Genomic DNA, 24342 nt, shown 5'->3' with positions numbered 1-24342 from the left:
GCTACGGAAGTTCGGCCTCGCAGGGCACATTGAGTGAGAGGAGTGCGGCGGAACCGTCGGGGTTCATGCGCAGTTCGCTGATCGCCGCGTTGCGCAGCCTGGGGAGCACTCTGCGGTACTCGCCGACCGGGATCGACAGCAGGGTGCACAGCACCAGCCGCAGCAGGGTGTTGTGGGCGACGACCAGGACGCGTTCGCCGGGGTGGGCGGCGGCGATGTCCCGCAGGGCGCGCACGCCTCTGGCAGCCGCCGCCAGCGGGTCCTCGGCGCCGGGGAAGGAGTGCGCCACCGGGTCGGCCCGGTAGGCCGCGGCCCACTCGGGGTCCTCCGCCCCGAACTCGGCGAGCGTCCGGCCTTCGAGCACGCCGAAGTCGCATTCGCGCAGGTGGGGTTCGCTCTGGGAGGTGAGGCCGAGGGCCTGGCAGGCGGGCTCGGCGGTGGCGACGGCGCGGGACAGCGGGGACGTCCAGATCGCGTCGACGGGATGGGCCCGGGCCCAGCGGCCGAGGGCCTCGGCCTGGGCGCGGCCGGTGTCGGTGAGGTCGATGTCGCTGATGCCGGCGTAGCGGTTCTCCGCGTGCCAGACGGTCTGTCCGTGGCGGACCAGCAGGAGGGTCGTACTCATGATGCGGAAGTATCCCGGCTCAGGCGGCTGTGTGCGTGCGCGGCGACCGGCGCGGGCAGCCAGCCGCGGTCCCGCAGGGCGTCGACGAGCCGCGCGTAGGGCTCGGCGAAGGCGGCCGTGCGGCCGGGGCGTGGTTCGACGACGGTCCGGACGCGGACCATGCGCTCGGCGACGTCCGCGAGCGCCCCGGCCCCCGACGCCCCGTAGGCGGCGAGCGCCGCCATGCCCAGGGCCGGTTCCGTCTGCTCCGGGACCCGGGCCGGGCGGCCCAGGATGTCGGCGCGCAGCTGGTTCCAGTAGGGGCTGCGGGCGCCGCCGCCCGTGAAGGTGAGCGGGCCGTCGAGGGGGGCGCCGAGGTGGTGCAGATAGTCCAGGCACAGACGTTCGGCGAGGCCGACGCCCTGGAGGAGCGCGGCCCACAGCTCGGCGTCCTCCGCGGGGTCGCCCAGGATCAGCGCGCTCGCCTCCGGTGCCCGGAAGGGGAACCGCTCCCCCGGTGACACCAGCGGGTAGGCGACCGCACGGGACGGCTCGTAGGCGGCCGCCCGCGCGTCCATGGCGGCCGGGTCGGCGTCGGGGAAGCGCGCCGTGAGCGCCCCGGCCCCGACGCTCGACGCCCCGCCGGGCAGCCAGGTGCCGTCCGGGGCGCGGTGGTTGTAGACCACGCCGGTGGGATCGCGGACCGGGTCGCGGGCGGCGCCCTTCAGCACGAGCGTGGTGCCAAGCACGGAGTTCCAGGAGCCGGGCCGCAGCGCTCCCGACGCGATCTGGGCCGCGCAGCCGTCGGTCATCCCGGCGAACACCGGGGTGCCGGCGGGGATGCCGGTGGCGTCGGCGGCGGCCGGGGTGACCTCGCCGAGGCGGGTCCCGGGGCGGACGACGTCCGGCAACAGGCCCTCGGGCACGTCCAGTCGGTCCAGGGCGGCTCGCGGCCAGCGGTCGGCGTCGAGGTCGTAGCCCGTCTTCAGGGCGTGGCTGGAATCGGCCGGGGGCGGTTCGCCGGTGAGGCGGGAGACGATCAGGTCGGGCTGGTGCGCCAGGCGCAGCGCGCCGCCGTACTCGCCGAGCAGCCACAGCGCCTTCGGCAGCGCCCAGGTGTCCTGGACGGCGAGCCCCGCCCGCCGGGCCCGCGCGGCCTCGGCCTCGGCCCGCCCGTCGTCGTACATCAGCGCGGGGCTCACCGGGCGGCCGGACGCGTCGGTCAGCAGGACCGTGCCGGAGGTGCCGCACACCGCGAGTCCGCCGACCGGCAGGTCCGGGGGCGCGGAGGCGAGGGCCGCCCGGGACGCCGTGCACAGCGCCGCCCACCACCGCAGCGGGTCCTGCTCGTGGCGCACCCCGTCCCGCCGGCCCGTCAGCGGGGCCGAGCCGCTGCCGAGGGCCGTGCCGTCGGCGGTGACGAGCAGCACGCGGACGCTCTGCGTGCCGAGGTCGACGCCCAGCCAGCCCGCGTCCTGGTCCGCACCGTCGTGCACCATCCGGAACCTCCCGTGCCGTCGCAGCCGGATCTGTGAACTTCTCACTGTGCCCCGATATTTTCCCGTGCGCGAGGGATTGACGCCCAACTTCAGCCGTTCCACCCTCTGTTAACGAGTCGACTCGACGTGTTAACCAGGCTCCACGCGGAGGTACGGATGGACACGCACGTGCACGACCGCCGGCGCTTCCTCGCCCTCGCCGCCGGGGCGGCGGCGGCCCCGATGCTCACGGCCTGCGGCGCCGGTTTCGGCGGGAACGACGACAAGAGCGACGGTTCGGCTGCGGACGACGTCACCGGATCCTTCGACTGGAAGCGGGAGCGGGGCACCACCGTCAAGGCCCTGCTCAACAAGCACCCGTACACCGACGCCCTGATCGCCGACCTGAAGTCGTTCACCGAGAAGACCGGCATCGAGGTCGAGTACGACGTCTTCCCCGAGGACAACTACTTCGACAAGCTCACCGTGGACCTGTCCAGCGGGCGTGCCTCCTACGACGTGTTCATGCTCGGCGCGTACATGGTGTGGCAGTACGGGCCGCCGAACTGGCTGGAGGACCTCGGCCCCTGGATGCGCAACTCCTCGGCGACGGGCGCCGAGTGGGACCAGGCGGACTTCTTCCCGAACCTGCTCCAGGCCGACCAGTGGTCCCTGAAGGCGGGCGCGCCGCTCGGCCAGGGCGGGCAGTACGCGCTGCCGTGGGGCTGGGAGACCAACGTCGTCGCCTACAACACCGAGCTGTTCGGAAAGCTGGGGGTGAAGCCCGCCGAGACCTTCGAGGAGCTGGCCGAACTCGCCGGGACCATCAAGCGCAAGGCGCCGGGGGCCGGTTTCGACGGCATGTACGGGATCGCCGTACGCGGCTCGCGGAGCTGGGCCACCATCCACCCGGGCTTCATGACGATGTACGCCCGCAACGGGCTGAAGGACTTCACGGTCGACGGCGGGAAGCTCACCCCCGCCATGAACAGCCCGGAGGCCGTCGCCTTCACCGAGGACTGGGCCCGTATGGTCAAGCGGGGCGGGCCGCCGTCCTGGACGTCGTACACCTGGTACCAGTGCTCCAGCGATCTGGGCGCGAAGAAGGCCGGGATGCTGTTCGACGCCGACACGGCCGCCTACTTCCAGGCGGTGAAGGGCGCCAGCCCCGCCTCCGGGAAGATCGCCTTCCACCCGGGCCCGAAGGGGCCCGGCGGGTCGCTGGCCACCAACATGTGGATCTGGTCGCTCGGCATGAACGCCAAGAGCAGGAAGAAGAGCGCCAGTTGGCTGTTCCTGCAGTGGGCGACCGGCAAGGAGCACCTGCGCAAGGGCGCGATCAGGCACAACCACATCGACCCGGTGCGCAAGTCCGTCGCCGACGACGCCGCCTACAAGGACAAGATGCGGCATCTGCCGGGCTTCCTGGAGACCTTCGAGACGGTCGTCGACCAGACGAAGATCCAGTTCACCCCGCAGGCGCAGTTCTTCGACGCGACGACCAGCTGGGCGGCGGCCCTCCAGGAGATCTACGGCGGCAAGGGCGCGCGGTCCGTCCTGGACGGGCTGGCGGACGATCTCGCCGGCAAGGTGGGCTAGCCATGCGGCTCGCGCTGCGGCCGTACCTCCTGATCGTCCCGGCTCTGCTGCTGACCTGCGGGATCCTCTACCCGTTCGGGCTCGGGCTGTACTACACGCTGTTCGACTTCTCGGCGAGCAAACCGCAGCCGGACATGGTGCGCTTCGAGAACTACAGCGCCGTCTTCACTCAGGAGGCGTTCTGGAACTCGGCCTGGGTGACGGTGCTGTACGCGGTCGGGGCGGCCCTGACGGAGACCGTGCTCGGGGTGGCCGTCGCCCTGCTCCTGCACCGCTCGTCCCTGCTGGGCCGGGTCCTGGAGAAGATCCTGATCCTGCCGCTGATGATCGCCCCGGTGATCGCGGCGATCATCTGGAAGCTGATGCTCCAGCCGTCCGTCGGGGTGATCAACCACCTGTTGCGGCCCTTCGGGCTCGGCGGGGTGCAGTGGACCGACACCCCGACGGGCGCCCTGCTGTCGTCGATCGCCGTGGACGTCTGGGTCTACACCCCGTTCGTGGCGATCCTCGCCCTCGCCGGTCTGCGGTCGCTGCCCACCTCCCCGTTCGAGGCGGCGGCCGTGGACGGCGCGGGGTGGTGGTACACCTTCCGGCGCCTGACGCTGCCGATGCTGTGGCCGTACGTCCTGGTCGCGGTGATCTTCCGGTTCATGGACTCGCTGAAGGTGTTCGACATCATTTACGCGCTCACCGAAGGCGGGCCGGGCGACTCGACCGTCGTGCTCCAGATCCGGGCGTACCTGGAGGCCATCCGCTTCCAGCGCTACTCCTTCGGGATCAGCTACACGATCGTGCTGTGGGCCGTGGTGTACCTGGCCGCGATGGTGCTGGTGAAACACCTGGGGAAGATCCAGCGGAAGGCCGCGGAGGTGTCCTCGTGAGAAAACGCCTGGTGGGGTGGGTCTGCGACGCCGCCCTCGTCCTCTACTTCGTCTTCGCGCTGTTCCCGATCGCCTGGATGGTGATCCTCTCGCTGAAACCGGCCGACCAGCTCTTCTCCACCTACTTCTCCTTCTCCCCCACCCTCGACGGCTACCGGACGGTCCTCGGCGACAGCGAGGGCATCCCGTTCGTGCGGTTCTTCGTCAACAGCCTGGTGGTGTCGGTCGGGGCGGTCGTGCTGTCGCTGGTCGTGGGGCTGCCGGCGGCGTACGCCTCCGCGCGGTGGCGGTTCAAGGGCTCCGAGAACCTGATGTTCACCCTGCTGTCGTTCCGTTTCGCACCCGAACTCACCGTGATCATCCCGCTGTTCGTGCTCTACCAGAAGCTCGGACTGTTCGACACCTACGTCGGCATGGTGTGGGTGCTGCAACTGGTCACGCTGCCGCTGATCGTGTGGATCATGCGGTCCTACTTCGCCGATCTGACACCGGAGCTGGAGCAGGCGGCCCTGCTGGACGGCTACACCCGCAAGCAGGCGTTCTTCAAGGTGGCGCTGCCGCTGGTCAAGCCGGGCATCGCGGCCGTGTCGCTGCTGGCGTTCATCTTCGCGTGGAACAACTTCGTCTTCCCGCTGATCCTCACCTCCAACGAGGCGCAGACGGTGACCGTGGGCGCCCTGTCCTTCCTCGGCGGGGACCGGCCCAAGTACAACCTCACCGCCGCCGCCGCGCTGGTGTCCGTCGTACCGCCGCTGCTGCTGGCGCTGACGATCCAGCGCTATCTGGTGCGGGGCCTGTCGTTCGGGGCGGTGAAGTCATGATCCGGCTGAGCGGCATACACAAGGCGTACGGGAGGACCCTCGCGCTCGACGCACTCGAACTGGGGGTGCCAGAAGGCGAGTTCTTCTGCCTGCTGGGCCCCTCGGGAGCGGGCAAGACCACCACCCTGAAGACCGTCGCCGGGCTCGAACAGCCCGACTCCGGCACGGTCGTGCTCGACGGCGAGGACATGCGGGGCGTCGAACCCTACGACCGGGGCGTGGCGATGTGCTTCGAGAGCTACGCCCTCTACCCGCACCGCTCGGCCTACGACAACCTCGCCTCGCCGCTGCGCTCGCCCCGGCACCGGCTGCCCGCCGACCAGGCCCGGCAGCGGATCGGCGCGATCGCCGAACTGCTCGGTATCTCCGGGCTGCTGGACCGGCCCGTGGGCCAGCTGTCCAACGGCCAGCGGCAGCGGGTCGCCCTCGGCCGGGTGCTGGTCCGCCCCGCCCGGGCCTTCCTGCTCGACGAGCCGCTCTCCCACCTCGACGCCAAGCTCCGCCAGCAGATGCGGGCCGAGCTGAAGGCCATCGGGGCCGTGCAGCACACCACCACCCTCTACGTCACCCACGACTCGGTGGAGGCGCTCGCGCTCGGCGACCGGATCGGGGTCATCCGCCAGGGGCGGATCGTGCAGACGGGCACGCGCGAGGAGATCTGGTACCGGCCCCACGACACCGAGGTCGCCCGGGCCTTCGGCCGGCCCCGGATCAACCTGCTGCCGGGAGTGGTCACGGAGAGCGGCGTGCGCTCCGACGGCGGTGTGGAACTGCCGGTGCGCTCCCGGGCGGCGCCGGGCACGGAGGTGCTGGTGGGGCTGCGTCCCCGGGACATCGCCCTGCACGGCGGCGAGGGCCACGCACTGACCGGGACCGTCTACGTCACGGAGGTGCTCGGCCGGTCCGTCGAGGTCACCGTGCGGCTCGGGTCCGGCGAGCAGCGGGTGTCGCTGGTGGCGCCCCGGGCGGACGCGGCACGCCTTCGTGCGGACGATCCGGTACGGCTCGTGGTCCGGCCTGAGAACCTGCTGCTGTTCGAGGCCGACCGGCCGGAGCGACCAGGACGACGGATAGAGACGGCACAGCCATGAGCGGCAACAGCAGTGGTGGACAGCAGGGACCCGCGGCGCGGCAGGCCGCCATGGCCGAGCAGGTGCTGGCCGACGGCTCGGCGACGGCGGCGGAGCTCGCCGAGCGGTTCGGGGTGAGCCTGATGACCATCCACCGGGACCTCGACGAGCTGGAACGGCAGGGCATCGTACGGAAGTTCCGGGGCGGGGTGACCGCGCAGCCGTCCGGGGTCTTCGAGTCGAACGTGCAGTACCGGCTGAAGAGCATGCGGGCCGAGAAGGCGGCCGTCGCCGAGCACGCGCTGCGGATGGTGGAGCCCGGGATGGCGATCCTGCTGGACGACTCCACGTCCACGCTGGAGATAGCCAGGCGGCTGCGCACGGCCGAGGTGACGCCGCTGACGGTGGTCACCAACTTCCTGGAGGCCATCAACCTCCTGAGCGACCAGCGCGGCATCCACCTGATGGCGCTGGGCGGCGACTACGACCCGCTGCACTCCTCGTTCCTCGGGGTGTCCTGCGTGGAGGCGGTCCAGCAGCTCCGGGTGGACGTGTGCTTCGCGTCGACCTCGGCGGTGCACGGCGGATACGCCTACCACCAGGAGCAGCACATCGTGTCGGTGAAGCGGGCGATGCTCGACGCGGCGGCACGCAACGTCCTGCTGATCGACCACACCAAGCTCGGCCGGGTCGCCCTGCACCGGGTCGTCCCGCTGTCCCGCTTCGACACCCTTCTCGTGGACGACGGGGCGTCACCGGAGGCACTGCGGGATCTGGACGAACACAAGGTCCGTTACGAGGTTTGCGCGATGAAGGGCGAACATGACGGGACTGGAGCTGCGTGAGCTGCGAAAGACCTACCGGTCGCGGGGGCGGCCCTGCGTGGACGCCGTCCGCGGGATCGACCTGACCCTGCGGTCCGGGGAGCTGCTCGGGCTGCTCGGGCCGTCGGGGTGCGGCAAGTCGACCACCCTGCGGATGATCGCCGGTCTTGAGTCCGTCACCGGCGGGGACATCCTGGTCGGCGGGACCTCGGTCGTCGAACGGCCCGCCCAGCGGCGGAACATCGGGGTCGCGTTCGAGAACTACGCGCTGTATCCGCCGCTGTCGGTCGCGGAGAACCTGACGTTCGGGCTGAAGGCCAGGCGCGGCGCCGGCCGCGGTTCCCGGGGAGACGTCGAGCGCAAGGTGAAGGACATCGCCGAGCGAGTCGGCCTGACCGAGCTGCTCGGCGCCCGCCCGGCCGGTCTCTCCAGCGGCCAGAAGCAGCGCGTCTCGCTGGCCCGGGCCCTGATCCGGGAACCGGACGTCCTGCTCCTGGACGAGCCCCTCTCCCATCTGGACGCGGCCCAGCGCGACTCCACCCGCCGGGAACTCAAGCGCATCCAGAAGGACCTGGGGCACACCACGATCCTGGTCACCCACGACCAGGAGGAGGCCCTCTCCCTCGCCGACCGGATCGCCGTGATGAAGGACGGCGTCATCCAGCAGCTCGGCACCCCCTACGAGATCTACGACAGTCCGGCCAACGTGTTCGTGGCGGACTTCGTCGGCGAACCGGCGATCACCCTGCTGCCCGGCATCGCCGCCGACGGCCACGCCCGGCTCTCCGATACGGTCCGCATCGCCCTGCCCGTGCCGGTGGACGAGGGCCGCGAGGTGGTGGTCGGGATCCGGCCCGAGGACGTCCGCCTCACCGCCGAGGGCACTCTGCCCGCCCGGGTCGTCGCCCATGAGCCACTCCTGGAGTCGGGCCTGGCGACCCTCGCCCTGGACGGGGTCGAACGGCATCTGGTCGTCCTCACCGAACCCGAGGTGCGGCTCGCGCACGACGAGCGGGTCCGGGTCGCCGCCGACCCCCGGCACACCCATGTCTTCGACGCCGAGACAGGAGCTTTACTGCGATGACTGACGGAAACAGCGTGCGTGTCGTGGCCGCCGGCGACCACTTCGTCCTGCCGTCGCTGATCACACGGGCGGTGGAGCACGAGGTGGCGCGGGTGGACGTCCGGGAGCTGACACTGGGCTGGCCGCTGGAGCCGTTCGGGCCGGTCGCCGAGGTGCGGGAGGCCAGTGACGCCGAGGACGCGGTGATCGAGGCGCTGGCCGGGGCGGAGGTCCTGGTCACGCAGATGGGCCCGGTCACGGAGAAGGTCCTCGCCGCCTGCCCGGATCTGAAGCTGGTCGTGGTCTGCCGGGGCGGGCCGGTCAACGTCAACCTGGACGCGGCCAAGGACCACGACGTGCGGGTGTGCTTCGCGCCGGGCCGCAACGCCGCCGCCACCGCCGAGTTCACCGTGGGGATGATGCTGGCCGCCCTGCGCCGTATCCCCCAGGCCCACGAGCCGCTCGCCCGGCGGGGCAGCTGGGAGGGCGCGACGTACTACACCTACGAGCGCGGCGGACTGGAGCTGGAGGACCTGCCCGTCGGCCTGGTCGGGTACGGGGCCGTCGGCAGCCGGGTGGCGCGGGTGCTGTGCGCGTTCGGGGCCCGGGTGATGGTGTACGACCCGTATGTGCACGGCGAGATCCACGGCCTGCGCGTGTCCTCGCTCGACGACCTGCTGCGCCGCTCGCAGGTGATCACCCTGCACGCCCGGCTCACGCCCGAGACGCGGGGGCTGATCGGCGCCCGGGAGCTGGGGCTGCTGCCGCCGGGCGCGGTGGTGGTGAACGTGGCCCGGGGCCCGCTGCTGGACGAGGCCGCACTGTGTGACGCGCTGGAGAGCGGGCGGCTGTCGGCGGCGGCTCTGGACACCTTCGAGCGGGAGCCGCTGCCGGTGGAGTCCCGGCTGACGGGGCTGGCCGAACGCGTGGTCCTCACGCCCCACTTGGGCGGGGCGTCGCGGGCGGTCGCGGAGAAGGCCGCCCGGATCGCCGCCGAAGAGGTGGGCCGCTGGGTGCGCGGGGAGCCGCTCGCGCACTGTCTGACCTAGGAGGAGAGCCGCATGTACGTCGGTATCGATGTGGGCACGTCCATGGTCAAGGCGGCGGCCTTCGACGCCACGGGCCGTGAACTCGCCGTGGCGTCCCGCCCGGTGGAGCTCTCCCTGCGCGGCGGGGTCGTCGAGCAGGACATGGAGGAGGTGTACGGGGCGGTCGTCGCCGTGCTCGGGGAGGTCACCGAACGGGTCCCGGAGCCGGTGGAGCTGGCCGGTCTCACCGGGCAGGGCGACGGGGTGTGGCTGGTCGACGGCGAGGGCCGGCCGGTGCGGCCCGCCGCCTCCTGGATGGACGGGCGGGCGCACGAACTGGTCGACCGGTGGCTGGCCGACGGCACCTTCGAGACGGTGTTCCGGCGCACGGGCAGCGCGATGTTCCCGGGCTGCCCGGGTCCGCTGCTGGCGTGGCTGGACGGGCACGAGCCGAAGGCGCTGGACGCCGCGCAGGCGGCCCTGTACTGCAAGGACATGGTGTTCCAGCGGCTGACGGGGGCGGGCCCGGCGACGGATGTGTCGGACGCGTCGATGCCGTTCCTGGACCCGCGGACCCGGACGTACGACAACCGGGTCGTCGAACTGCTGGGGCTGGCGCACCGCCGGGGTCTGCTCGCCCCGGTCAGCGACCCGGTCGCCACCGCCGGGGCACGGGGCGAGGGCCTGCCGCCGGGGACCCGGATCGCCAACGGGCCCTACGATCTGCCGGCCTGCGCGCTGGGCGCCGGGGTGACGTCCCCGGGCGACGGTCTGCTGATCGTCGGCACCTGTCTGGCCAGCCTCGTCGCCACCACCGAACTCGATCTGACCGGCGAACCGGCCGGTCTGTACATCTCCACCGACCGGCCCGGGCACTGGCTGCGCGCCATGCCCGCGATGGTCGGCACGGCGGCGCTGGACTGGGTGCTGTCGACGACCGGAGTGCGGCACGACGAGGTGGACGGCCTGCTGGCCGGGACGCCGCCGGGCGCGCACGGCGTCCGGGTGCTGCCGTACTTCGCGCCCTCCGGGGAGCGCGCGCCCTTCGTGGAACCGCGGCTGCGCGCCGAACTGACCGGTGTCTCCCTGGAGTCGACCCGGGGCGATCTGGTCCGCGCCACCTGTGAGGGCATCGGGTACGCGGCCCGGCACTGCCTGGAGGCGGCGGGCCTGACCGGGAGCCTGGCCGTCTGCGGCGGCGGCACCCGCAGCTCGGCCTGGATGCGGCTGCTGGCCGATGTGCTCGGGCGGCCGCTGCGGGTCGTGGAGGGCGAGGTCGGCGCCCGGGGCGCGGTCCTGGCGGCGGCCGAGCGGTACGGGGTCGGGCTGGACGCGCGGGCGTGGACGACACCGACGGCGGTCGTCGAGCCGGACCCGGAGCGGGCCGCGTTCTACACCGGCGGCTATGCGGAGCACCTGGACCGGCTGGCGCAGGCCCGGGACCGGGCCCGCAAGTGAACGTGCCTTAGACCAAACGTGTTCTCGACCAAGGGGAGTCGCATGCAGCTCGGACGGAGATCCCTCCTGCTCGCGGCGGCCGCGTCCACGGCCGCCACCACGGTCGCCACGGCCGCCCCGGCGGGCGCCGCGCCCCGCACGGGCGGCGGCCCGGTCGTCATCGGCCACCGCGGCGCGGCCGGCTGGCGCCCGGAGCACACGGCGGCGTCGTACACGTACGCCGTGCAGACCGGGGCCGACTGGATCGAACCGGATCTGGTGCCCACGAAGGACCATGTGCTGGTGGTGCGGCACGAGAACGAGATCTCCCAGACGACCGACGTGACCCGCAGGCCGGAGTTCGCGGACCGCCGTACGACGAAGACGGTCGACGGGCGGGCCGTCACCGGCTGGTTCACGGAGGACTTCACGCTGGCCGAACTGAAGACGCTGCGGGCGGTGGAGCGGCTGCCCGCGGTCCGCAACCGCAACACCGTCTTCGACGGGCGGGAGGAGGTCATGACCTTCCAGGAGGTCGTGGATCTGGCGCGGCGGCTGTCTCGGGAGCACGGGCGGACGATCGCGGTCTTCCCGGAGACGAAGCACCCCACGTACTTCCGTTCGATCGGCCTGCCTCTGGAGCCGAAGCTGGCGGCCGTGATCCGCCGTTCCCGGCTCGGCCGGCGCGAGTGCGTCGTGCAGTCCTTCGAGCCGACGAGCCTGAAGCGGATCGCGGCCGCGCGGCTGGGCGTGCCGCTGTGGCAGGCGCTGGGGACGACGGGCGGGCCGTACGACACGCCCTCGGTGACCTACCGGGACATGATGACGCCGGCGGGGCTGGCGGACATCGCGGGGTACGCGGACTGGATCGGGCCGGACAAGTCCTCGGTCGCGGGCACGTCCCTCGTCGCGGACGCGCACGCGGCGGGGCTGAAGATCGGGCCGTACACCTTCCGCGCGGAGAACCAGTTCCTGCCCGAGCGGTTCCGGCGCGGGAGCGGACCGAACGATTTCGGGGACGCGTTCGCGGAATACGCGCTGTACTACCGCATGGGGGTCGATGCGGTCGTCACCGACTTCCCGGACCTGGCGGTGATCGCGAGGAGGAGCTGATGACGGTGAGCCGGGCGTGCCGGACCTGCGGCACCATGCAGGAGTTCCGGATGTTCAACGCCGCCGAGCGGGCGGCGGTCCGCGCGGAGAAGGGGGCCGGGCACTTCGTGGACGACTACTGGCGCTGCACGGCCGCGGGCTGCCGGTGGTACCAGCGCTATCTCAACCGGCGCGAGGACGGGCTGCTCCCCGAGGAGCTGAGGATCCAGCCCGCCCCCGCCGGGTGAGGCCTACAGGTTGGAGAAGTCCGGGCCCTTGGTGCGGGTGCGCTTGATCTCGTAGAAGCCGGGGACCGAGGCCACGGCGAGGGTGCCGTCCCACAGGCGGCCGGCCTCCTCGCCCTGCGGGGCCGGGGTGACGACCGGGCCGAAGAAGGCGATCTGCTCGCCGTCGGGGCCGGGCACGGCGATGACCGGGGTGCCGACGTCCTGGCCGACCTTGTCGATGCCCTCCTGGTGGGAGGCGCGCAGCTGAGGCTCGTACGGGGTGGAGTCCCAGTGGTCGATGAGGGAGTCGGGCAGGCCGGCGTCCTTCAGCGCGGCGGCGACCGTCTTCTTCCCGGGGCCCTCGTCCTGGTTGTGGATGCGGGTGCCGAGCGCGGTGTAGAAGTCGCCGAGGACCTCGGGACCCTTCTCCTGCTGGGCGGCGATGACGACCCGGACGGGGCCCCACGCCTTGTTCTCCAGCATGTCGCGGTATTCCTCGGGCAGCTCGTCCAGCCGGTTCTCGTTCAGCACGGCGAGGCTCATGACGTGCCAGCGCACCTCGATGTCCCTGACCTTCTCCACCTCCAGCACCCAGCGGGAGGTCATCCAGGCCCAGGGGCACAGGGGGTCGAACCAGAAGTCGACGGGGGTCTTGTCCGACATGTCTCTCCTCACGAGGAAACCGTTTCTCCGGCAACGCCGGTACGCGCTCCCGTCATTCCCGGCTGCCCCGCGTCAGGGGCACATGGCAGGATCGGTCCTGTTCAGCCGTATCCCACGACACTTGAGGAGTGCCGCCCGTGCCCGGTGAGAATCTGTCCCGCGACGAGGCCCGGGAGCGGGCCGCCCTGCTGAGCGTCGACGGGTACGAGGTGTCCCTCGACCTGCGGTCCGCGGTCGGTGAGGACCCCGGGGACGGGCCCCGCACCTTCCGCTCCGTCACGACGGTCCGCTTCCGCTGCAACGAGCCCGGCGCGAGCAGCTTCGCGGACCTGATCGCCCCGAGTGTGACGGCCGTCTCACTCAACGGCCGTGATCTGGACCCCGGAGAGGTCTTCGACGGCTGCCGGATCGCCCTGGAGGACCTGGCCGCGGACAACGAGCTGGTGGTCGACGCCCAGTGCGCCTACTCCCGCACCGGCGAGGGCATGCACCGCTTCGTCGACCCCGAGGACGGCGAGGTGTACCTGTACACCCAGTACGAGCCGGCCGACGCGCGCCGGGTCTTCGCGAACTTCGAGCAGCCCGACCTGAAGGCCCCCTACCGCTTCGAGGTGCGGGCGCCCGAGGGCTGGACGGTGTGGAGCAACGGCGCCGGTGAACAGACCGACGGGGTGTGGCGGTTCGCCGAGACCAAGCCGATCTCGACGTACATCACCTGCGTGGCGGCGGGCCCGTACCACTATGTGACGGACTCCTACACGCGGACGTTCGCCGACGGCACGACGCTGGAGATCCCGCTCGGCGCCCTGTGCCGCAAGGGCCTCGCGCCCTACTTCGACGCCGACGACGTGTTCCTGGTCACCAAGCAGGGGCTGGACTTCTTCCACGACCACTTCGACTACCCGTACCCGTTCGGGAAGTACGACCAGGCGTTCGTGCCCGAGTACAACCTGGGGGCGATGGAGAACCCGGGCCTGGTGACGTTCCGCGAGGAGTTCATCTTCCGTGGGAAGGTGACACAGGCGTCCTACGAGGGCCGGGCCAACGTCGTGCTGCACGAGATGGCGCACATGTGGTTCGGCGACCTGGTCACCATGGAGTGGTGGGACGACCTGTGGCTGAAGGAGTCCTTCGCGGACTTCATGGGCGAGTTCGCCCTGGTCGGCTCGACCCGCTTCGTCAACGGCTGGATCACCTTCGCCAACCGCCGCAAGGCCTGGGCCTACCGCGCCGACCAGCTGCCCTCCACGCACCCGATCACGGCGGACATCCGCGACCTCCAGGACGCCAAGCTCAACTTCGACGGCATCACGTACGCCAAGGGCGCGTCGGTGCTCAAGCAGCTCGTGGCGTACGTCGGCGAGGAGGCGTTCCTGGAGGGTGCCCGGCGCTACTTCAAGCGGCACGCCTACGGCAACACGCGCCTCGGTGACCTGCTGTCGGTGCTGGAGGAGACCAGCGGGCGGGACATGAGCGCCTGGTCGCGGTCCTGGCTCCAGACGGCCGGGGTGAACGCGCTGACGCCGCAGGTGCTGCTGGCCGCCGACGGCCGGATCGAGGAGCTGGCGGTGGTGCAGGAGGCCGCCGAGTCCTACCCCGAGCTGCGCCCGCACCGGGTGGCGGTGGGCCTGTACCGGGTGACGGACGGCGGCGCGCTGGAGCGGTACGCACGGGTGGAGACCGACGTCGACGGTGCCCGCACGGTCGTGGCGGAACTGGCCGGCGCCGACGCCCCCGACCTGGTCCTGGTCAACGACGACGACCTGACCTACTGCAAGATCCGCTTCGACGCGACCTCGCTGGCTACGCTGCGCGAGCACCTGGGCGCGATCACCGACCCGCTGGCGCGTGCCCTGTGCTGGTCGGCGCTGTGGAACATGACGCGCGACGCGCTGCTCCCGGCCCGGGACTTCGTGGACCTGGTGCTGCGCTTCGGCGGGCGCGAGTCCGAGATCGGCGTGGTGCAGATGCTGCACGCGTGGGCCGATTCGGCCGTCACCCACTACACGGCGTCCGCCCGGCGCGAGAGCGCCGCCCGGCTGCTCGCCGAGGGCGCCCGGCGCGAGCTGTACGCGGCCGGGCCGGGCAGCGAGCACCAGCTGGCCTGGGCGCGCTTCTTCGCCCGGACGGCCGCCGCCGAGGCCGACTTCGAGCTGCTGCGGGACCTGCTCGCGGGCACGGCGGCGGTCGAGGGCCTCGAACTGGACCAGGAGCTGCGCTGGGTCTTCCTGGAGCCGCTGGCCGCGCACGGGGCCGTGGACGAGAAGGCGCTCGCCGAGGAGCTGACCCGGGACGACACCGCCTCCGGCAAGCGCCACCAGGTGCGCTGTCTGGCCGCCCGCCCGTCCGAGGCGGTCAAAGCACAGGCGTGGGCGCAGGTCGTGGAGTCGGACGCGCTGTCCAACGCCATGGTCGAGGCGACCATCTCCGGCTTCTCCCAGGGCTCGCAGCGGGAGTTGATCGCGCCGTACGCGGAAAAGTACTTCGCGGCGATCGAGCGGGTGTGGGCCGAGCGGTCGATCCAGATCGGCATGCACGTGGTGCAGGGCCTGTTCCCCTCGCTCCAGCAGTCGCGGGAGACGCTGGACGCCACGGACGCCTGGCTGGACGCCCACAAGGAGGCGGCCCCGGCGCTGCGCCGGCTGGTGCTGGAGTCCCGTGACGACCTGGCACGGGCGTTGCGTGGACAGGCGTGCGACGAGGCCGCTGACCAGTAGCTTTGGCCTGAGATTCGGGCGTTCCGCCTTCGTTACGAGACGAACGCCCGATGAGCCGTAACCCCTGGCCCGCACCCGAACGGACCAGGGGCTTTCGGCATCCGAACACCCGTCCTTTAGTGCTGGATTGTCCGTATGTGTCGACGGACCTGTAACAGCGGTTCAAGAAGGCCCGAAGCGCGGGAAATTGCGGGTCATGACCCACAACACCCCGCTCTCCCCCCGCCCCCTGCACGACCTGTCCGGCGGTGGCCGCCCTCGTGTGATGACGGCCGCCCAGCTCCGCTCGCACGGCGTCTCCACGGCCGAGACGAACGAGCAGTGCCGCGCGGGAGGCCCCTGGCAGCAGCTCCTGCCCGGCGTCGTCCTGCTCCACCCGGGGCCGCCGACCAGTGAGGAGAGGCTGCACGCGGTGCTGATGTACGCGGCGCGGGAACGCGGCACCGGAGTGCCCGCCCAGCCCGGCGCGGGCCGTCCGCAGCCTCCCGCCTACCCCGAGGTGATGATCACGGGCCTGGCCGCGCTCACCCTGCACGGCTTCTCCTCCACTCCCCCGCTGCCGTCCCTGGACGCCATCGACGTCCTGGTCCCCCGGCTGCGGCGGCTGCGCTCCACGGGCTGTGTGCGCATCGTCCGCACGCCGGTGATGCCCGAACCCGAGCAGGTCACGGGGGTGCCGGTGGCGCCGGTGGCCCGGGCGCTGGCCGACGCGGTGGCCGGGCTCGAGGACGCCGGCATCGTCCGCCGGCTGCTCACGGAGGCGGTCCGCGGCTCCCACTGCGACCCGACCGCGGTGGTCCGCGAGCTGAACCAGGCCCGGCTGCTGAGCCGCCCGCACGTGGTGGACGCGGTGGAGTCCCTGCTCGCCGAGGGCCGCGCCCGCGCGGAGGACCGCCTGTATCGGATGGTCCACCAGTACGGCCTGCCCGACCCGGTCTGGAACGTCGACCTGCGCCTGCCCGGCGGCCCCTACCTCGGCGGCCTGGACGCGTACTGGCCCGACCAGGCGGTGGCCCTGGAACTGGACACCCGGGCCCCCCGCCAGGACGACGACGCCCTGTGGTCCGAGTACGCCCGCAAGCGCGAGCACCTGGAACGACTCGGCATCACGGTCGTCCACATCACACCGCGCAAGCTCCGCGACTCCCCGGAGCAACAGGCGACGGTGCTCCGCACGGCCCTGATGGCCTCGGCCGACCGGGAACCGGCGGCGTACGTGGTGGTGCTGCCCCGCTAGGGGGTGTCTGACAAATGAGCGCGGGAGAAGGAGCGGCGTCCGGTGCGTGCGATCGCAAGGCGCCGGAGCGTCCTCGTGGCGGAGCCACGTGGACGGTTCGGCAACGCGGCGAGCGTGCGTGCCGGGCGTCGCGACGCCGCGGGCATTTGTCAGACACCCCCTAGGACCGCAGCCCGGCGGGCGGCAGCGCCCATCGGCCACAACGAGAGCCGTGGACCATGCCCACGCATCCCACCGCCCACGAACTCGCCCCCGAGCACTCCTGGTTGGCCTACCCGTCGCAGAACTCCGCCTCCAGGACGGCCTCGGGAGGTCCCGACCAGTCGCCGTTGAAGTTGACGGCCAGGGCGTGGCGGCCGTTCTCGGTCGTCACCGCGCTGGACCTGGAGCCGGTGATGCCGCCGTCGTGGCCCCAGACGTGGACGCCGCAGCTGAGTTCACGGTCGGCGAGTCCCAGGCCGTAGCGCCGGCCGGCGCCGGATGCGACCGTCGTCTTCATCTCCTTCAGCTGCTCGGGCGGGAGCAGTCGGCCGCCGAGCAGGGCCGAGTAGAAGCGGGTCAGGTCGGCCGAGCTGGAGACCATCTGGCCGGAGCCGTAGGCCAGGCGCGGGTTCAGTTCCGTGACGTCGTAGGTCGGGCCGGTGGCCGTCAGGGCCAGTTTGGAGTAGGCGCGGCTGCTGGGCCGGGGCAGGGTGACGCGGGTGGTGGGGACCGACGTGGAGGACAGGTGCAGGGGGGCGATGATCCGGCGGTCGATCTCGTCGCCGTAGTCGTTGCCGGTGGCCTTCTCGATCACCCGCGCGGCCAGCAGGTAGTTGGTGTTGGAGTACGCGAACGACGCCCCGGGCTCGAAGTACGGCCGGTTCCCCATCGCGATGGCGAGCATGTCCTCGGGGGCCGCCTCGTCGAAGCGGTGCTTCATGAAGCCGTCCGCGGTCATGTACGTCTGCTGGAAGCCGGGGTCCTCCAGGTAGTCGAAGATGCCACTGGTGTGGTTCAGGAGCTGCCGGATCGTGATGCGGCGGCCGTCGTGGCCGTTGCCCCGGACCAGGCCCGGCAGCCAGTCCTCCACCGTGTCGTCCAGCGACAGCCGTCCCTCCGCCTCCAGTTGGAGGACGACCGTGGCGACGAACGTCTTGGTGATGCTGGCGATGCGGTAGTGGTCCCGGGCCGAACGCGGCTTGCCCGTCTCGAGGTTGCCGGCACCGGCCGTGGCCGCCCAGGTGCCGTGGCCCCGCCGTACCGTCACCGTCACGCCCGGGACGCCGTCGGCGACGGCGGCCCGCATCGCCTCGCGGGTCGCATCATGTCCGTCGCCGGACGCACCGGCCGGGGCCGCTGCCACCAACGCCGTCGCCAGCGCCGCCGCCACTGCCGTCGTAGCCGTCACGGTCGTACGTGCTCGTCTCGCCATGCTCCCTCTCTCCCCGTGTCACGTCATATCGAGTTGTGTCGGGAGAGGGGACTCCGGCCGCCCTGCCGGGGGTTGACCGGGGTCTGGCGGTTGAGCTGCTTTCAGCCCTTCTTCAGCACCAGTTCGGTGTTGCGGTCCTCCGGGTCGCCGCCGAGGGTCGTGCTCGCGCCGGGGGCGTTGAGGGACAGTTCGCGGTAGAGGGCCGCCAGGCCGGTCTGGGAGAGGTCGGAGAAGTCCGTGCGGTGCGGGGCGGAGGACTCCACCAGCGTGGTGAACAGGGAGAGCGTGCCGTCCTTGTTGTCCGTCAGCTCGATGATCCTCGCGAGCTGCGGGAAGTCGACGTGGGACGCCGTGGAGATCTCCCAGAAGGACCCGCCGCCGGACATGCCGTGCGGGGTGACGACGTTCTTGTGGATGTGGCCGTTCACCCACGCGAGCACGTTGCGGTGGCCGCCGAGCAGGGCGAGGAGCTCTTGGCCGTCGTGGCGGCGTTCGTCGGGCCGGGCCGGGTCGCTGCGCGGGTTCGTCATGGTGGTGCTCGTGTGATGGCTGAAGATCACCGCATAGGAGTCCTTGTTGTCCCGCAGGGTCCGGTCCAGCCACTTCAGCTGGGCCGTGCCGATGGACCCCTCGTAGTGGCCGCCCGCGTCGGTGGTGTCCAGGCTGATGCCGATGACGTCGTCGGAGACGCGGAAGGAGTAGTACTGGGTGCCCGCGTCCAGGTTGGCGGCGGAGTAGCCGTGACCGGCCGGGCCGAGGCCGCGGTGGGCCGGGTCCAGGTGGGCCCGGAGGTACTCGGCGGGAGTGAAGGGGGCGCGGCTCTCGTCGGGGGTGACCGAGCGCATCGAGCGGGCGTGGGACTTGAGGAAGTCGTGGTAGCGCACGCCCTCGGGGTCCCGGGCCTTCTTGATCTGCGCCTGGAGCTGCTGGGCCTCGGCAGCGGTCACGTTCATCAGCTTCTTGCCGCCGACGGCCAGTTCGGTGAGGTAGGAGTCGCCGTGCGAGGCGTAGCAGCCCATCGGCAGGGAGTCGTGGTTGCCGACGGTGGAGTACCAGGGCAGGTTGAGGCCGGGGCTGCGGACCTCCCGGACGGCGGCCTTCAGGAAGCCGTCGAGGTGCGGGAATCCGGCCTGCTTGTCGGTGTCGCGGACGGCGGCGTCGGGCTGCCAGTACTGCGTGAGGCCGCTGTTCTGGACGCCTTCGTAGGTGCGCGGGTCACCCGAGTTGGGCGTGATGCGCCCGCCGCTCATGATCTTCAGGAACCAGTCCAGCTCGGACTTGGCGTTGTTGTCCGTGTTGTCGCCGGTGGTCATGGCGAAGTGCAGCGGGGCACCGGTGACGGGGGCGCCGCGCAACGCGTTGATCCGCTCCACCAGCGCGATCGCGCCCTGCACCGTGAGCGCCTCGTGCGGCCGCCAGGCGTGGATGTCGGCCGCGCGCAGGTACTCCAGGCGCAGCGGGTGCTGGGCGTCGATGATGTGCAGGTCGGTGAGCTGTACGAACGCGGCGAGCGCGGTACGGCGTCCGGCGCGGCCGGACTTGGGTGCGGCCAGGTCGGAGCGGACGATCCGCTGCCAGCCGGGCCCGTCGCCCAGGCGCCGGTAGCCGGAGGCGCCGCGCGGGACGGCGACGGACGCCAGGGTGGTGCCCTTGGTGTAGGGGGCCAGGGGTGCGGCCGGGGCCCGGCGCGACGAGACGGCCACGGCCTGCGTGGTTTCCGATGCCGTGGCGGCCTGGCTGTCACTGGGCCGCAGGGCGTGGCCGACGCCCGCGGAGAGGGCGACCGCGCCGGTGGCGGCGAGGACGGAACGACGGTGGATGCCCTGGCCGGAGCCGGCGGCTGAGCGTGTGCGCGACATGCGCTTCTCTCCCCGAGTGCGAACGCGTCGGCAGTGGTCGCGGGGCGCTCACGACGTGAACGCCCCGCTCGTACTGGATCGTTGGCACCGGGCATGACCTGCGCGTGAACGAGGCGGCAACGGGCGGCGCAGATCACCGTACGTGGATCTTGGACTGCCCTGCGCGTCGTCGCCCGCTCCGGGTCCGGCCGGGAACCGGTCACGCGGCGTTCATCTTCCGGGGTACCGCACCTGGATCCGGCGTACGGCCGGGCCTAGTCCAGGGCGTCGGCCAGCCGTCCGGTGGCCGGGCGCTCGCGCCACATCCGCAGTGCGATGTCGACCATCGAGATCCGCACCAGCCCGGACACGGCGTCCAGGTCCTGCCAGGCGGCGAGGTCGGTGGAGCCGTTGACCTCGTTGCGCAGTTCGCCACCGATGATCCGGGCCTCGTAGACGAACCGGACGCCGTGGTGGTCGACGGGGGGTCCGAAGCCGTTGCGGAAGACGCGGTGGGCGGAGTCCACGCCGAGCAGTCCGGTCACCTCGATGAGGTATCCGGTCTCCTCCTCCACCTCCCGCCGGACGGTGTCGTAGGGATCCTCGCCGTGCTCCATTCCGCCGCCCGGCAGCACCCACTCGGGCGTGCCGTCCTGGGCGGGGGAGCGGGCGAGGAGGATCTGTCCGTCCCGGACGCATATGGCGTAGGCCGCCACCCTCAACTTCTGCCTCACTTGGGGACGTTAACCGATTTCTTCCCCACCTTCGGGACTGATGCTCACAAATCCCATCGCGGGTTTTCCCCATACATCGATTTCGTTTCGGTCAACCCTCCCCAAAGAAGTTCCCCTTGCGCAAGGCTGTGCGATCGTCCGGGCTTGCCGTTCGGACCGTGTGCGACCAGGGCCGATCGGCCCCGGCCGCTTCCCGCTCGTTCCTTTACCTACAAGGGATGCCGATGACCCCTCCCACCCCGCGCGATCAGATATCGGGCGCGAGACGTGTGGCCCGCATCGCCGTGGCCGCCGGTCTCGTGGCCGCGCTCTCGGCGGCCGGGCCGATCCCGATGGCCTTCTCCGCCGACGGGCCGGGCACGGACGCCCCGGCCGAGCCGAGCGTCAAGTCCGCGCACGCCAAGCTCGGTTCGGACGACGCTGACCTGCTCGCGGAGGCCAAGGCCGACGGCGACAAGACCGTCACGATGATGATCGCCACCGCGCCCGGCAAGACCGAGCAGGTCGCCGGGCAGCTGGACGCGGTCAAGGGCGGCTCGGTGGGCCGGGCCGACGACAAGCTGGGCTACGTCCGCGCCACCGTCCCGACGGCCAAGGCGGACTCGGCGATCGCCGCCGCCGCCAAGCTGTCCTCCGTGCACGGCATCGACCTGCGCGAGGAGATCCCCCTCGACGACCCGACGCCGAGCGCGGACACCGTCAAGGGCGCCAAGGCCGCGAAGGGGACCTACCCCGCGCCGGGGAAGAAGACCCCGGCGGAGAACCCGTACAACCCGTCCTTCGAGACGGGCGCGGTCGACTTCGTCGAGGACCACCCGAAGGCGGACGGCCGCGGCGTCACCATCGGCATCCTCGACTCCGGCGTGGACCTCGGCCACCCGGCTCTGCAGAAGACCACGACCGGTGAGCGCAAGATCGTCGACTGGGTGACGGCGACCGACCCGATCATCGACAACGACAGCACCTGGCGCCCGATGGTCACGGCCGTGTCCGGCCCGGCCTTCACCTACCAGGGCCAGTCGTTCAGGGCACCGGCGGGCTCGTACGCCGTCAGCCTCTTCAAGGAGTCGTACACCACCGGCGGCGACGCCAAGGGCGACGCCAACCGCGACGGCGACACCACCGACGTCTGGGGCGTGCTGTACGACGCCAAGACGGGCACGGTCCGGGTCGACCTGAACAACAACAACGACTTCGGCGACGACGCCCCGATGAAGCCGTACAAGGACGGCCACCAGGTCGGGTACTTCGGCACCGACGACCCGAAGACCGACATCGCCGAGCGGCAGCCGTTCGTCGTGGAGATCCGCAAGGACGTCCCGATGGACCCGCTGGGCGGCTCCTGGGTCGGCAAGAAGTCCGACTTCGTGAACATCGGTGTCATCGAGTCCGAGCACGGCACCCACGTCGCCGGCATCACCGCCGCCAACGGCCTGTTCGGCGGCAGGATGGACGGCGCCGCCCCCGGCGCCAAGCTGGTCTCCTCGCGCGCCTGCACCTGGTCCGGCGGCTGCACCAACGTCGCGCTGACCGAGGGCATGATCGACCTCGTCACCAAGCGCGGCGTCGACATCGTCAACATGTCGATCGGCGGCCTGCCCGCGCTGAACGACGGCAACAACGCGCGCAGCGAGCTGTACACGCGCCTCATCGACGACTACGGCGTCCAGCTGGTGATCTCCGCGGGCAACTCCGGCCCCGGCGCCAACACCATCGGCGACCCGTCCCTGGCCGACAAGGTCATCTCGGTCGGCGCGTCCGTCTCCAAGGAGACCTGGGCCGCCAACTACGGCTCCGTCGTGAAGAAGAAGTACGCGATGATGCCGTTCTCCTCGCGCGGCCCGCGTGAGGACGGCGGCTTCACGCCGACCCTGGTCGCCCCCGGTGCGGCGATCAACACCACGCAGACCTGGCTGCCGGGCGGCCCGGTCGCCGAGGCGGGCTACACCCTGCCGGCCGGCTACTCGATGCTCCAGGGCACCTCGATGGCCTCCCCGCAGGCCACCGGCGCCGCGGCGCTGCTGATCTCGGCCGCCAAGCAGAAGAAGATCGACCTCACGCCGGCGACCCTGCGCACGGCCCTCACCTCGACCGCCGACCACATCAAGGGTGTGCAGGCGTACGAGGAGGGCGCGGGCCTGATGAACATCCCCGACGCCTGGGACGCCATCCGCGACGACGCCACCGCCCACACCTACTCGGTCAAGGCGCCGGTCGACACCGCGATCGACCAGTTCCTGAAGACCCCGGGCTTCGGCACGGGCCTCTACGACCGTGAGGGCGGCCTGAAGGCCGGCCAGAAGAAGACGTACGAGATCACCCTGACCCGTACGTCCGGCGCCGACAAGGCGATCCGGCACGAGCTGCACTTCGAGAACAACGCGGGCGGCACGTTCCGCATCGTCGGCTCCGACGAGGTGAAGCTGCCGCTGAACCAGCCGGTGACCGTCAAGGTCCAGGCCGCACCGAAGTCCGCGGGCCTCAAGAGCGCGATCCTGGAGGTCGACGACCCGCGGACCGAGGGCATCGACCGCCAGGTCCTGAGCACGGTCGTGGTTTCCGCGCCGCTGAAGCACACCTTCTCCGCGAAGAGCTCGGTGCAGCGCAACAGCACCCAGCACTACTTCGTCACCGTCCCCGAGGGCGCGAAGACCCTCGAGGTCGCGATGAGCGGGCTGAAGGACAAGAGCCAGACGCGGTTCATCTCCATCCACCCCTACGGTGTTCCGGCGGACCCGACGTCGACGATCAACTGCTACCCGAACTACGACAACCCGGCCAACACCTGCCGCCCGGACGTGCGTTCCTACGCCGACCCGCAGGCCGGTGTCTGGGAGATCGAGGTCGAGTCGCGCCGCACGTCGCCGCTGCTGGACAACCCGTACAAGCTGGACGTCGCCGTGCTCGGCGCGGCCTTCGACCCGGAGACCGTGACCGTGCCCGAGGCGAAGGTCGGCACCCCGGCCGCCGCCTCCTGGAAGGTGACGAACGGCTTCGCCGCGCTCGACGGCAAGCTCGTCGGCGGCCCGCTCGGCTCGGCCAAGGTGAACCGCCCCTCGATCAAGCAGGGCGAGACGCAGACCACCACGGTCGAGGTGCCCGCGGGCGCCACGTCGCTTGACGTCGCCATCGGCGGTGTCTCGGACAACGCCGCTGACCTGGACCTGGTCGTGTTCGACGCGTCCGGGGCCGAGGTCGGCCGCTCCGCCGACGGCGACTCGGAGGAGTCGGTGTCCGTGCCGTCCCCCGCCGCCGGGACGTACACCATCGAGGTCGACGGGTACTCGGTGCCCGCCGGCACCACGGAGTACGACTACCAGGACGTGTTCTTCTCCACCTCCCTCGGCAGCGTCACCGTCGACGGGTCGGCCCCGGTGAAGCTCGGCACGGGCGACTCCGCCACGGTCTCGGGCAGCGCCACCGCCGCGGCGGCCGCTCCCGAGGGGCGTGAGTTCTTCGGCCAGGTCCAGCTGGTCAACGCGCGCGGCACGGTCGCGGGCGTGGGCAGCGTGAAGATCGAGAAGGTCCTGCCGTAACGGCAACGCGGCATCGGTGGGGCGGGCGTCCGTAAGGGCGCCCGCCCTTTCCTACTGGCGGGGACGCCCGCCCTTCCTG

At 71.5% G+C, this 24342-nt stretch carries 19 protein-coding genes; 13 read left to right on the top strand and 6 right to left on the bottom strand.

Annotation, left to right across the window (positions count from 1 at the left end; translation table 11 throughout):
- Position 1: 1 nt before the first annotated feature.
- Both ACFZDE_RS07060 and ACFZDE_RS07055 read right to left on the bottom strand, forming a co-directional pair.
- The gene (locus tag ACFZDE_RS07060) at positions 2-625 is read right to left on the bottom strand and encodes a histidine phosphatase family protein (RefSeq protein WP_391006049.1); all 624 of its coding nucleotides are present in this window, start codon (positions 623-625) and stop codon (positions 2-4) included.
- Positions 622-2103, bottom strand: coding sequence for an FGGY-family carbohydrate kinase (locus ACFZDE_RS07055; protein ID WP_391198149.1), 1482 nt, complete (start codon positions 2101-2103; stop codon positions 622-624). The genes ACFZDE_RS07060 and ACFZDE_RS07055 overlap by 4 nt, the downstream gene beginning before the upstream one ends.
- A gap of 156 nt (positions 2104-2259) precedes the next feature.
- On the opposite strand from ACFZDE_RS07055, the gene ACFZDE_RS07050 reads away from it, so the two are divergent.
- Genes ACFZDE_RS07050 through ACFZDE_RS07005 form a run of 10 tightly spaced genes read left to right on the top strand, consistent with a single transcriptional unit; the run spans position 2260 to position 12145 of the window.
- Positions 2260-3681, top strand: a complete 1422-nt coding sequence (locus ACFZDE_RS07050; protein ID WP_391198145.1) for an extracellular solute-binding protein — start codon at positions 2260-2262, stop codon at positions 3679-3681.
- A gap of 2 nt (positions 3682-3683) precedes the next feature.
- A complete protein-coding gene (locus tag ACFZDE_RS07045) occupies positions 3684-4562 on the top strand; it encodes an ABC transporter permease subunit (protein WP_391198143.1) in 879 nt (292 codons plus the stop codon).
- Positions 4559-5383 carry a carbohydrate ABC transporter permease gene (locus tag ACFZDE_RS07040; protein ID WP_361879197.1) on the top strand — a complete coding sequence of 275 codons (825 nt, stop codon included), beginning with the start codon at positions 4559-4561 and terminating at the stop codon, positions 5381-5383. Before ACFZDE_RS07045 ends, ACFZDE_RS07040 begins: the two co-directional genes overlap by 4 nt.
- The gene (locus ACFZDE_RS07035; protein WP_391198140.1) at positions 5380-6474 is read left to right on the top strand and encodes an ATP-binding cassette domain-containing protein; all 1095 of its coding nucleotides are present in this window, start codon (positions 5380-5382) and stop codon (positions 6472-6474) included. Before ACFZDE_RS07040 ends, ACFZDE_RS07035 begins: the two co-directional genes overlap by 4 nt.
- Entirely contained in the window at positions 6471-7298 is an 828-nt protein-coding gene (locus tag ACFZDE_RS07030) for a DeoR family transcriptional regulator (protein ID WP_391006032.1), read from the top strand. Before ACFZDE_RS07035 ends, ACFZDE_RS07030 begins: the two co-directional genes overlap by 4 nt.
- Positions 7276-8361, top strand: coding sequence for an ATP-binding cassette domain-containing protein (locus ACFZDE_RS07025; RefSeq protein WP_391198138.1), 1086 nt, complete (start codon positions 7276-7278; stop codon positions 8359-8361). Before ACFZDE_RS07030 ends, ACFZDE_RS07025 begins: the two co-directional genes overlap by 23 nt.
- Complete coding sequence (locus ACFZDE_RS07020) at positions 8358-9389, top strand: NAD(P)-dependent oxidoreductase (protein WP_391198136.1); 1032 nt, start codon at positions 8358-8360, stop codon at positions 9387-9389. Before ACFZDE_RS07025 ends, ACFZDE_RS07020 begins: the two co-directional genes overlap by 4 nt.
- Before the next feature lie 12 nt (positions 9390-9401).
- Positions 9402-10826, top strand: a complete 1425-nt coding sequence (locus ACFZDE_RS07015; protein WP_391198134.1) for an FGGY family carbohydrate kinase — start codon at positions 9402-9404, stop codon at positions 10824-10826.
- Between the two features lie 42 nt (positions 10827-10868).
- Positions 10869-11918: a glycerophosphodiester phosphodiesterase family protein gene (locus ACFZDE_RS07010; RefSeq protein WP_391198132.1), complete on the top strand. Its 1050-nt coding sequence runs from the start codon at positions 10869-10871 to the stop codon at positions 11916-11918.
- Positions 11918-12145 (top strand): hypothetical protein, encoded by a 228-nt coding sequence (locus ACFZDE_RS07005; RefSeq protein WP_391006017.1) that lies wholly within the window; start codon positions 11918-11920, stop codon positions 12143-12145. Before ACFZDE_RS07010 ends, ACFZDE_RS07005 begins: the two co-directional genes overlap by 1 nt.
- A 3-nt stretch (positions 12146-12148) precedes the next feature.
- Here the strand turns inward: ACFZDE_RS07005 and ACFZDE_RS07000 are convergent, their stop codons facing one another.
- Positions 12149-12787 carry a DsbA family protein gene (locus ACFZDE_RS07000; RefSeq protein WP_391198131.1) on the bottom strand — a complete coding sequence of 213 codons (639 nt, stop codon included), beginning with the start codon at positions 12785-12787 and terminating at the stop codon, positions 12149-12151.
- Positions 12788-12924: 137 nt separating this feature from the next.
- Between ACFZDE_RS07000 and pepN the strand changes: the two genes are divergently transcribed.
- A complete protein-coding gene (pepN, locus tag ACFZDE_RS06995) occupies positions 12925-15504 on the top strand; it encodes an aminopeptidase N (protein WP_391198128.1) in 2580 nt (859 codons plus the stop codon).
- Positions 15505-15700: 196 nt separating this feature from the next.
- The gene (locus ACFZDE_RS06990; RefSeq protein WP_391198126.1) at positions 15701-16741 is read left to right on the top strand and encodes a hypothetical protein; all 1041 of its coding nucleotides are present in this window, start codon (positions 15701-15703) and stop codon (positions 16739-16741) included.
- Positions 16742-17012: 271 nt separating this feature from the next.
- On the opposite strand, the gene ACFZDE_RS06985 is transcribed toward ACFZDE_RS06990, so the two are convergent.
- The 3 genes from ACFZDE_RS06985 to ACFZDE_RS06975 all read right to left on the bottom strand — a co-directional run bounded on the left by ACFZDE_RS06985 (position 17013) and on the right by ACFZDE_RS06975 (position 20727).
- Positions 17013-18155 carry a serine hydrolase gene (locus ACFZDE_RS06985; RefSeq protein WP_391198123.1) on the bottom strand — a complete coding sequence of 381 codons (1143 nt, stop codon included), beginning with the start codon at positions 18153-18155 and terminating at the stop codon, positions 17013-17015.
- A 101-nt stretch (positions 18156-18256) separates the two neighbouring features.
- The gene (locus ACFZDE_RS06980; protein WP_391198121.1) at positions 18257-20014 is read right to left on the bottom strand and encodes a TIGR03767 family metallophosphoesterase; all 1758 of its coding nucleotides are present in this window, start codon (positions 20012-20014) and stop codon (positions 18257-18259) included.
- A gap of 254 nt (positions 20015-20268) precedes the next feature.
- Positions 20269-20727, bottom strand: coding sequence for an NUDIX domain-containing protein (locus ACFZDE_RS06975; protein WP_391198118.1), 459 nt, complete (start codon positions 20725-20727; stop codon positions 20269-20271).
- Between the two features lie 224 nt (positions 20728-20951).
- On the opposite strand from ACFZDE_RS06975, the gene ACFZDE_RS06970 reads away from it, so the two are divergent.
- Positions 20952-24263, top strand: coding sequence for a S8 family serine peptidase (locus tag ACFZDE_RS06970; protein WP_391198115.1), 3312 nt, complete (start codon positions 20952-20954; stop codon positions 24261-24263).
- Positions 24264-24342: the final 79 nt, after the last annotated feature.

Origin of the sequence: Streptomyces sp. NPDC007929, from assembly GCF_042959065.1 — a bacterium.
In the GTDB taxonomy this organism is placed as follows: Bacteria; Actinomycetota; Actinomycetes; order Streptomycetales; family Streptomycetaceae; genus Streptomyces.
Note: the sequence above shows the minus strand (reverse complement) of the source record. Positions and strands in the feature narration are given on the sequence as shown.

Bases quoted from the DNA above. Each gene is read 5' to 3' on its own strand.
- ACFZDE_RS07010 (WP_391198132.1), top strand. From the start codon at position 10,869: ATGCAGCTCGGACGGAGATCCCTCCTGCTCGCGGCGGCCGCGTCCACG.
- ACFZDE_RS07055 (WP_391198149.1), bottom strand. From the start codon at position 2,103: ATGGTGCACGACGGTGCGGACCAGGACGCGGGCTGGCTGGGCGTCGAC.
- ACFZDE_RS07020 (WP_391198136.1), top strand. From the start codon at position 8,358: ATGACTGACGGAAACAGCGTGCGTGTCGTGGCCGCCGGCGACCACTTC.
- ACFZDE_RS07000 (WP_391198131.1), bottom strand. From the start codon at position 12,787: ATGTCGGACAAGACCCCCGTCGACTTCTGGTTCGACCCCCTGTGCCCC.
- ACFZDE_RS07025 (WP_391198138.1), top strand. From the start codon at position 7,276: ATGACGGGACTGGAGCTGCGTGAGCTGCGAAAGACCTACCGGTCGCGG.
- ACFZDE_RS07005 (WP_391006017.1), top strand. From the start codon at position 11,918: ATGACGGTGAGCCGGGCGTGCCGGACCTGCGGCACCATGCAGGAGTTC.
- ACFZDE_RS07060 (WP_391006049.1), bottom strand. From the start codon at position 625: ATGAGTACGACCCTCCTGCTGGTCCGCCACGGACAGACCGTCTGGCAC.
- ACFZDE_RS06980 (WP_391198121.1), bottom strand. From the start codon at position 20,014: ATGTCGCGCACACGCTCAGCCGCCGGCTCCGGCCAGGGCATCCACCGT.
- ACFZDE_RS07045 (WP_391198143.1), top strand. From the start codon at position 3,684: ATGCGGCTCGCGCTGCGGCCGTACCTCCTGATCGTCCCGGCTCTGCTG.
- ACFZDE_RS06970 (WP_391198115.1), top strand. From the start codon at position 20,952: ATGACCCCTCCCACCCCGCGCGATCAGATATCGGGCGCGAGACGTGTG.
- ACFZDE_RS06990 (WP_391198126.1), top strand. From the start codon at position 15,701: ATGACCCACAACACCCCGCTCTCCCCCCGCCCCCTGCACGACCTGTCC.
- ACFZDE_RS07030 (WP_391006032.1), top strand. From the start codon at position 6,471: ATGAGCGGCAACAGCAGTGGTGGACAGCAGGGACCCGCGGCGCGGCAG.
- ACFZDE_RS06985 (WP_391198123.1), bottom strand. From the start codon at position 18,155: ATGGCGAGACGAGCACGTACGACCGTGACGGCTACGACGGCAGTGGCG.
- ACFZDE_RS07035 (WP_391198140.1), top strand. From the start codon at position 5,380: ATGATCCGGCTGAGCGGCATACACAAGGCGTACGGGAGGACCCTCGCG.
- ACFZDE_RS07015 (WP_391198134.1), top strand. From the start codon at position 9,402: ATGTACGTCGGTATCGATGTGGGCACGTCCATGGTCAAGGCGGCGGCC.
- ACFZDE_RS07050 (WP_391198145.1), top strand. From the start codon at position 2,260: ATGGACACGCACGTGCACGACCGCCGGCGCTTCCTCGCCCTCGCCGCC.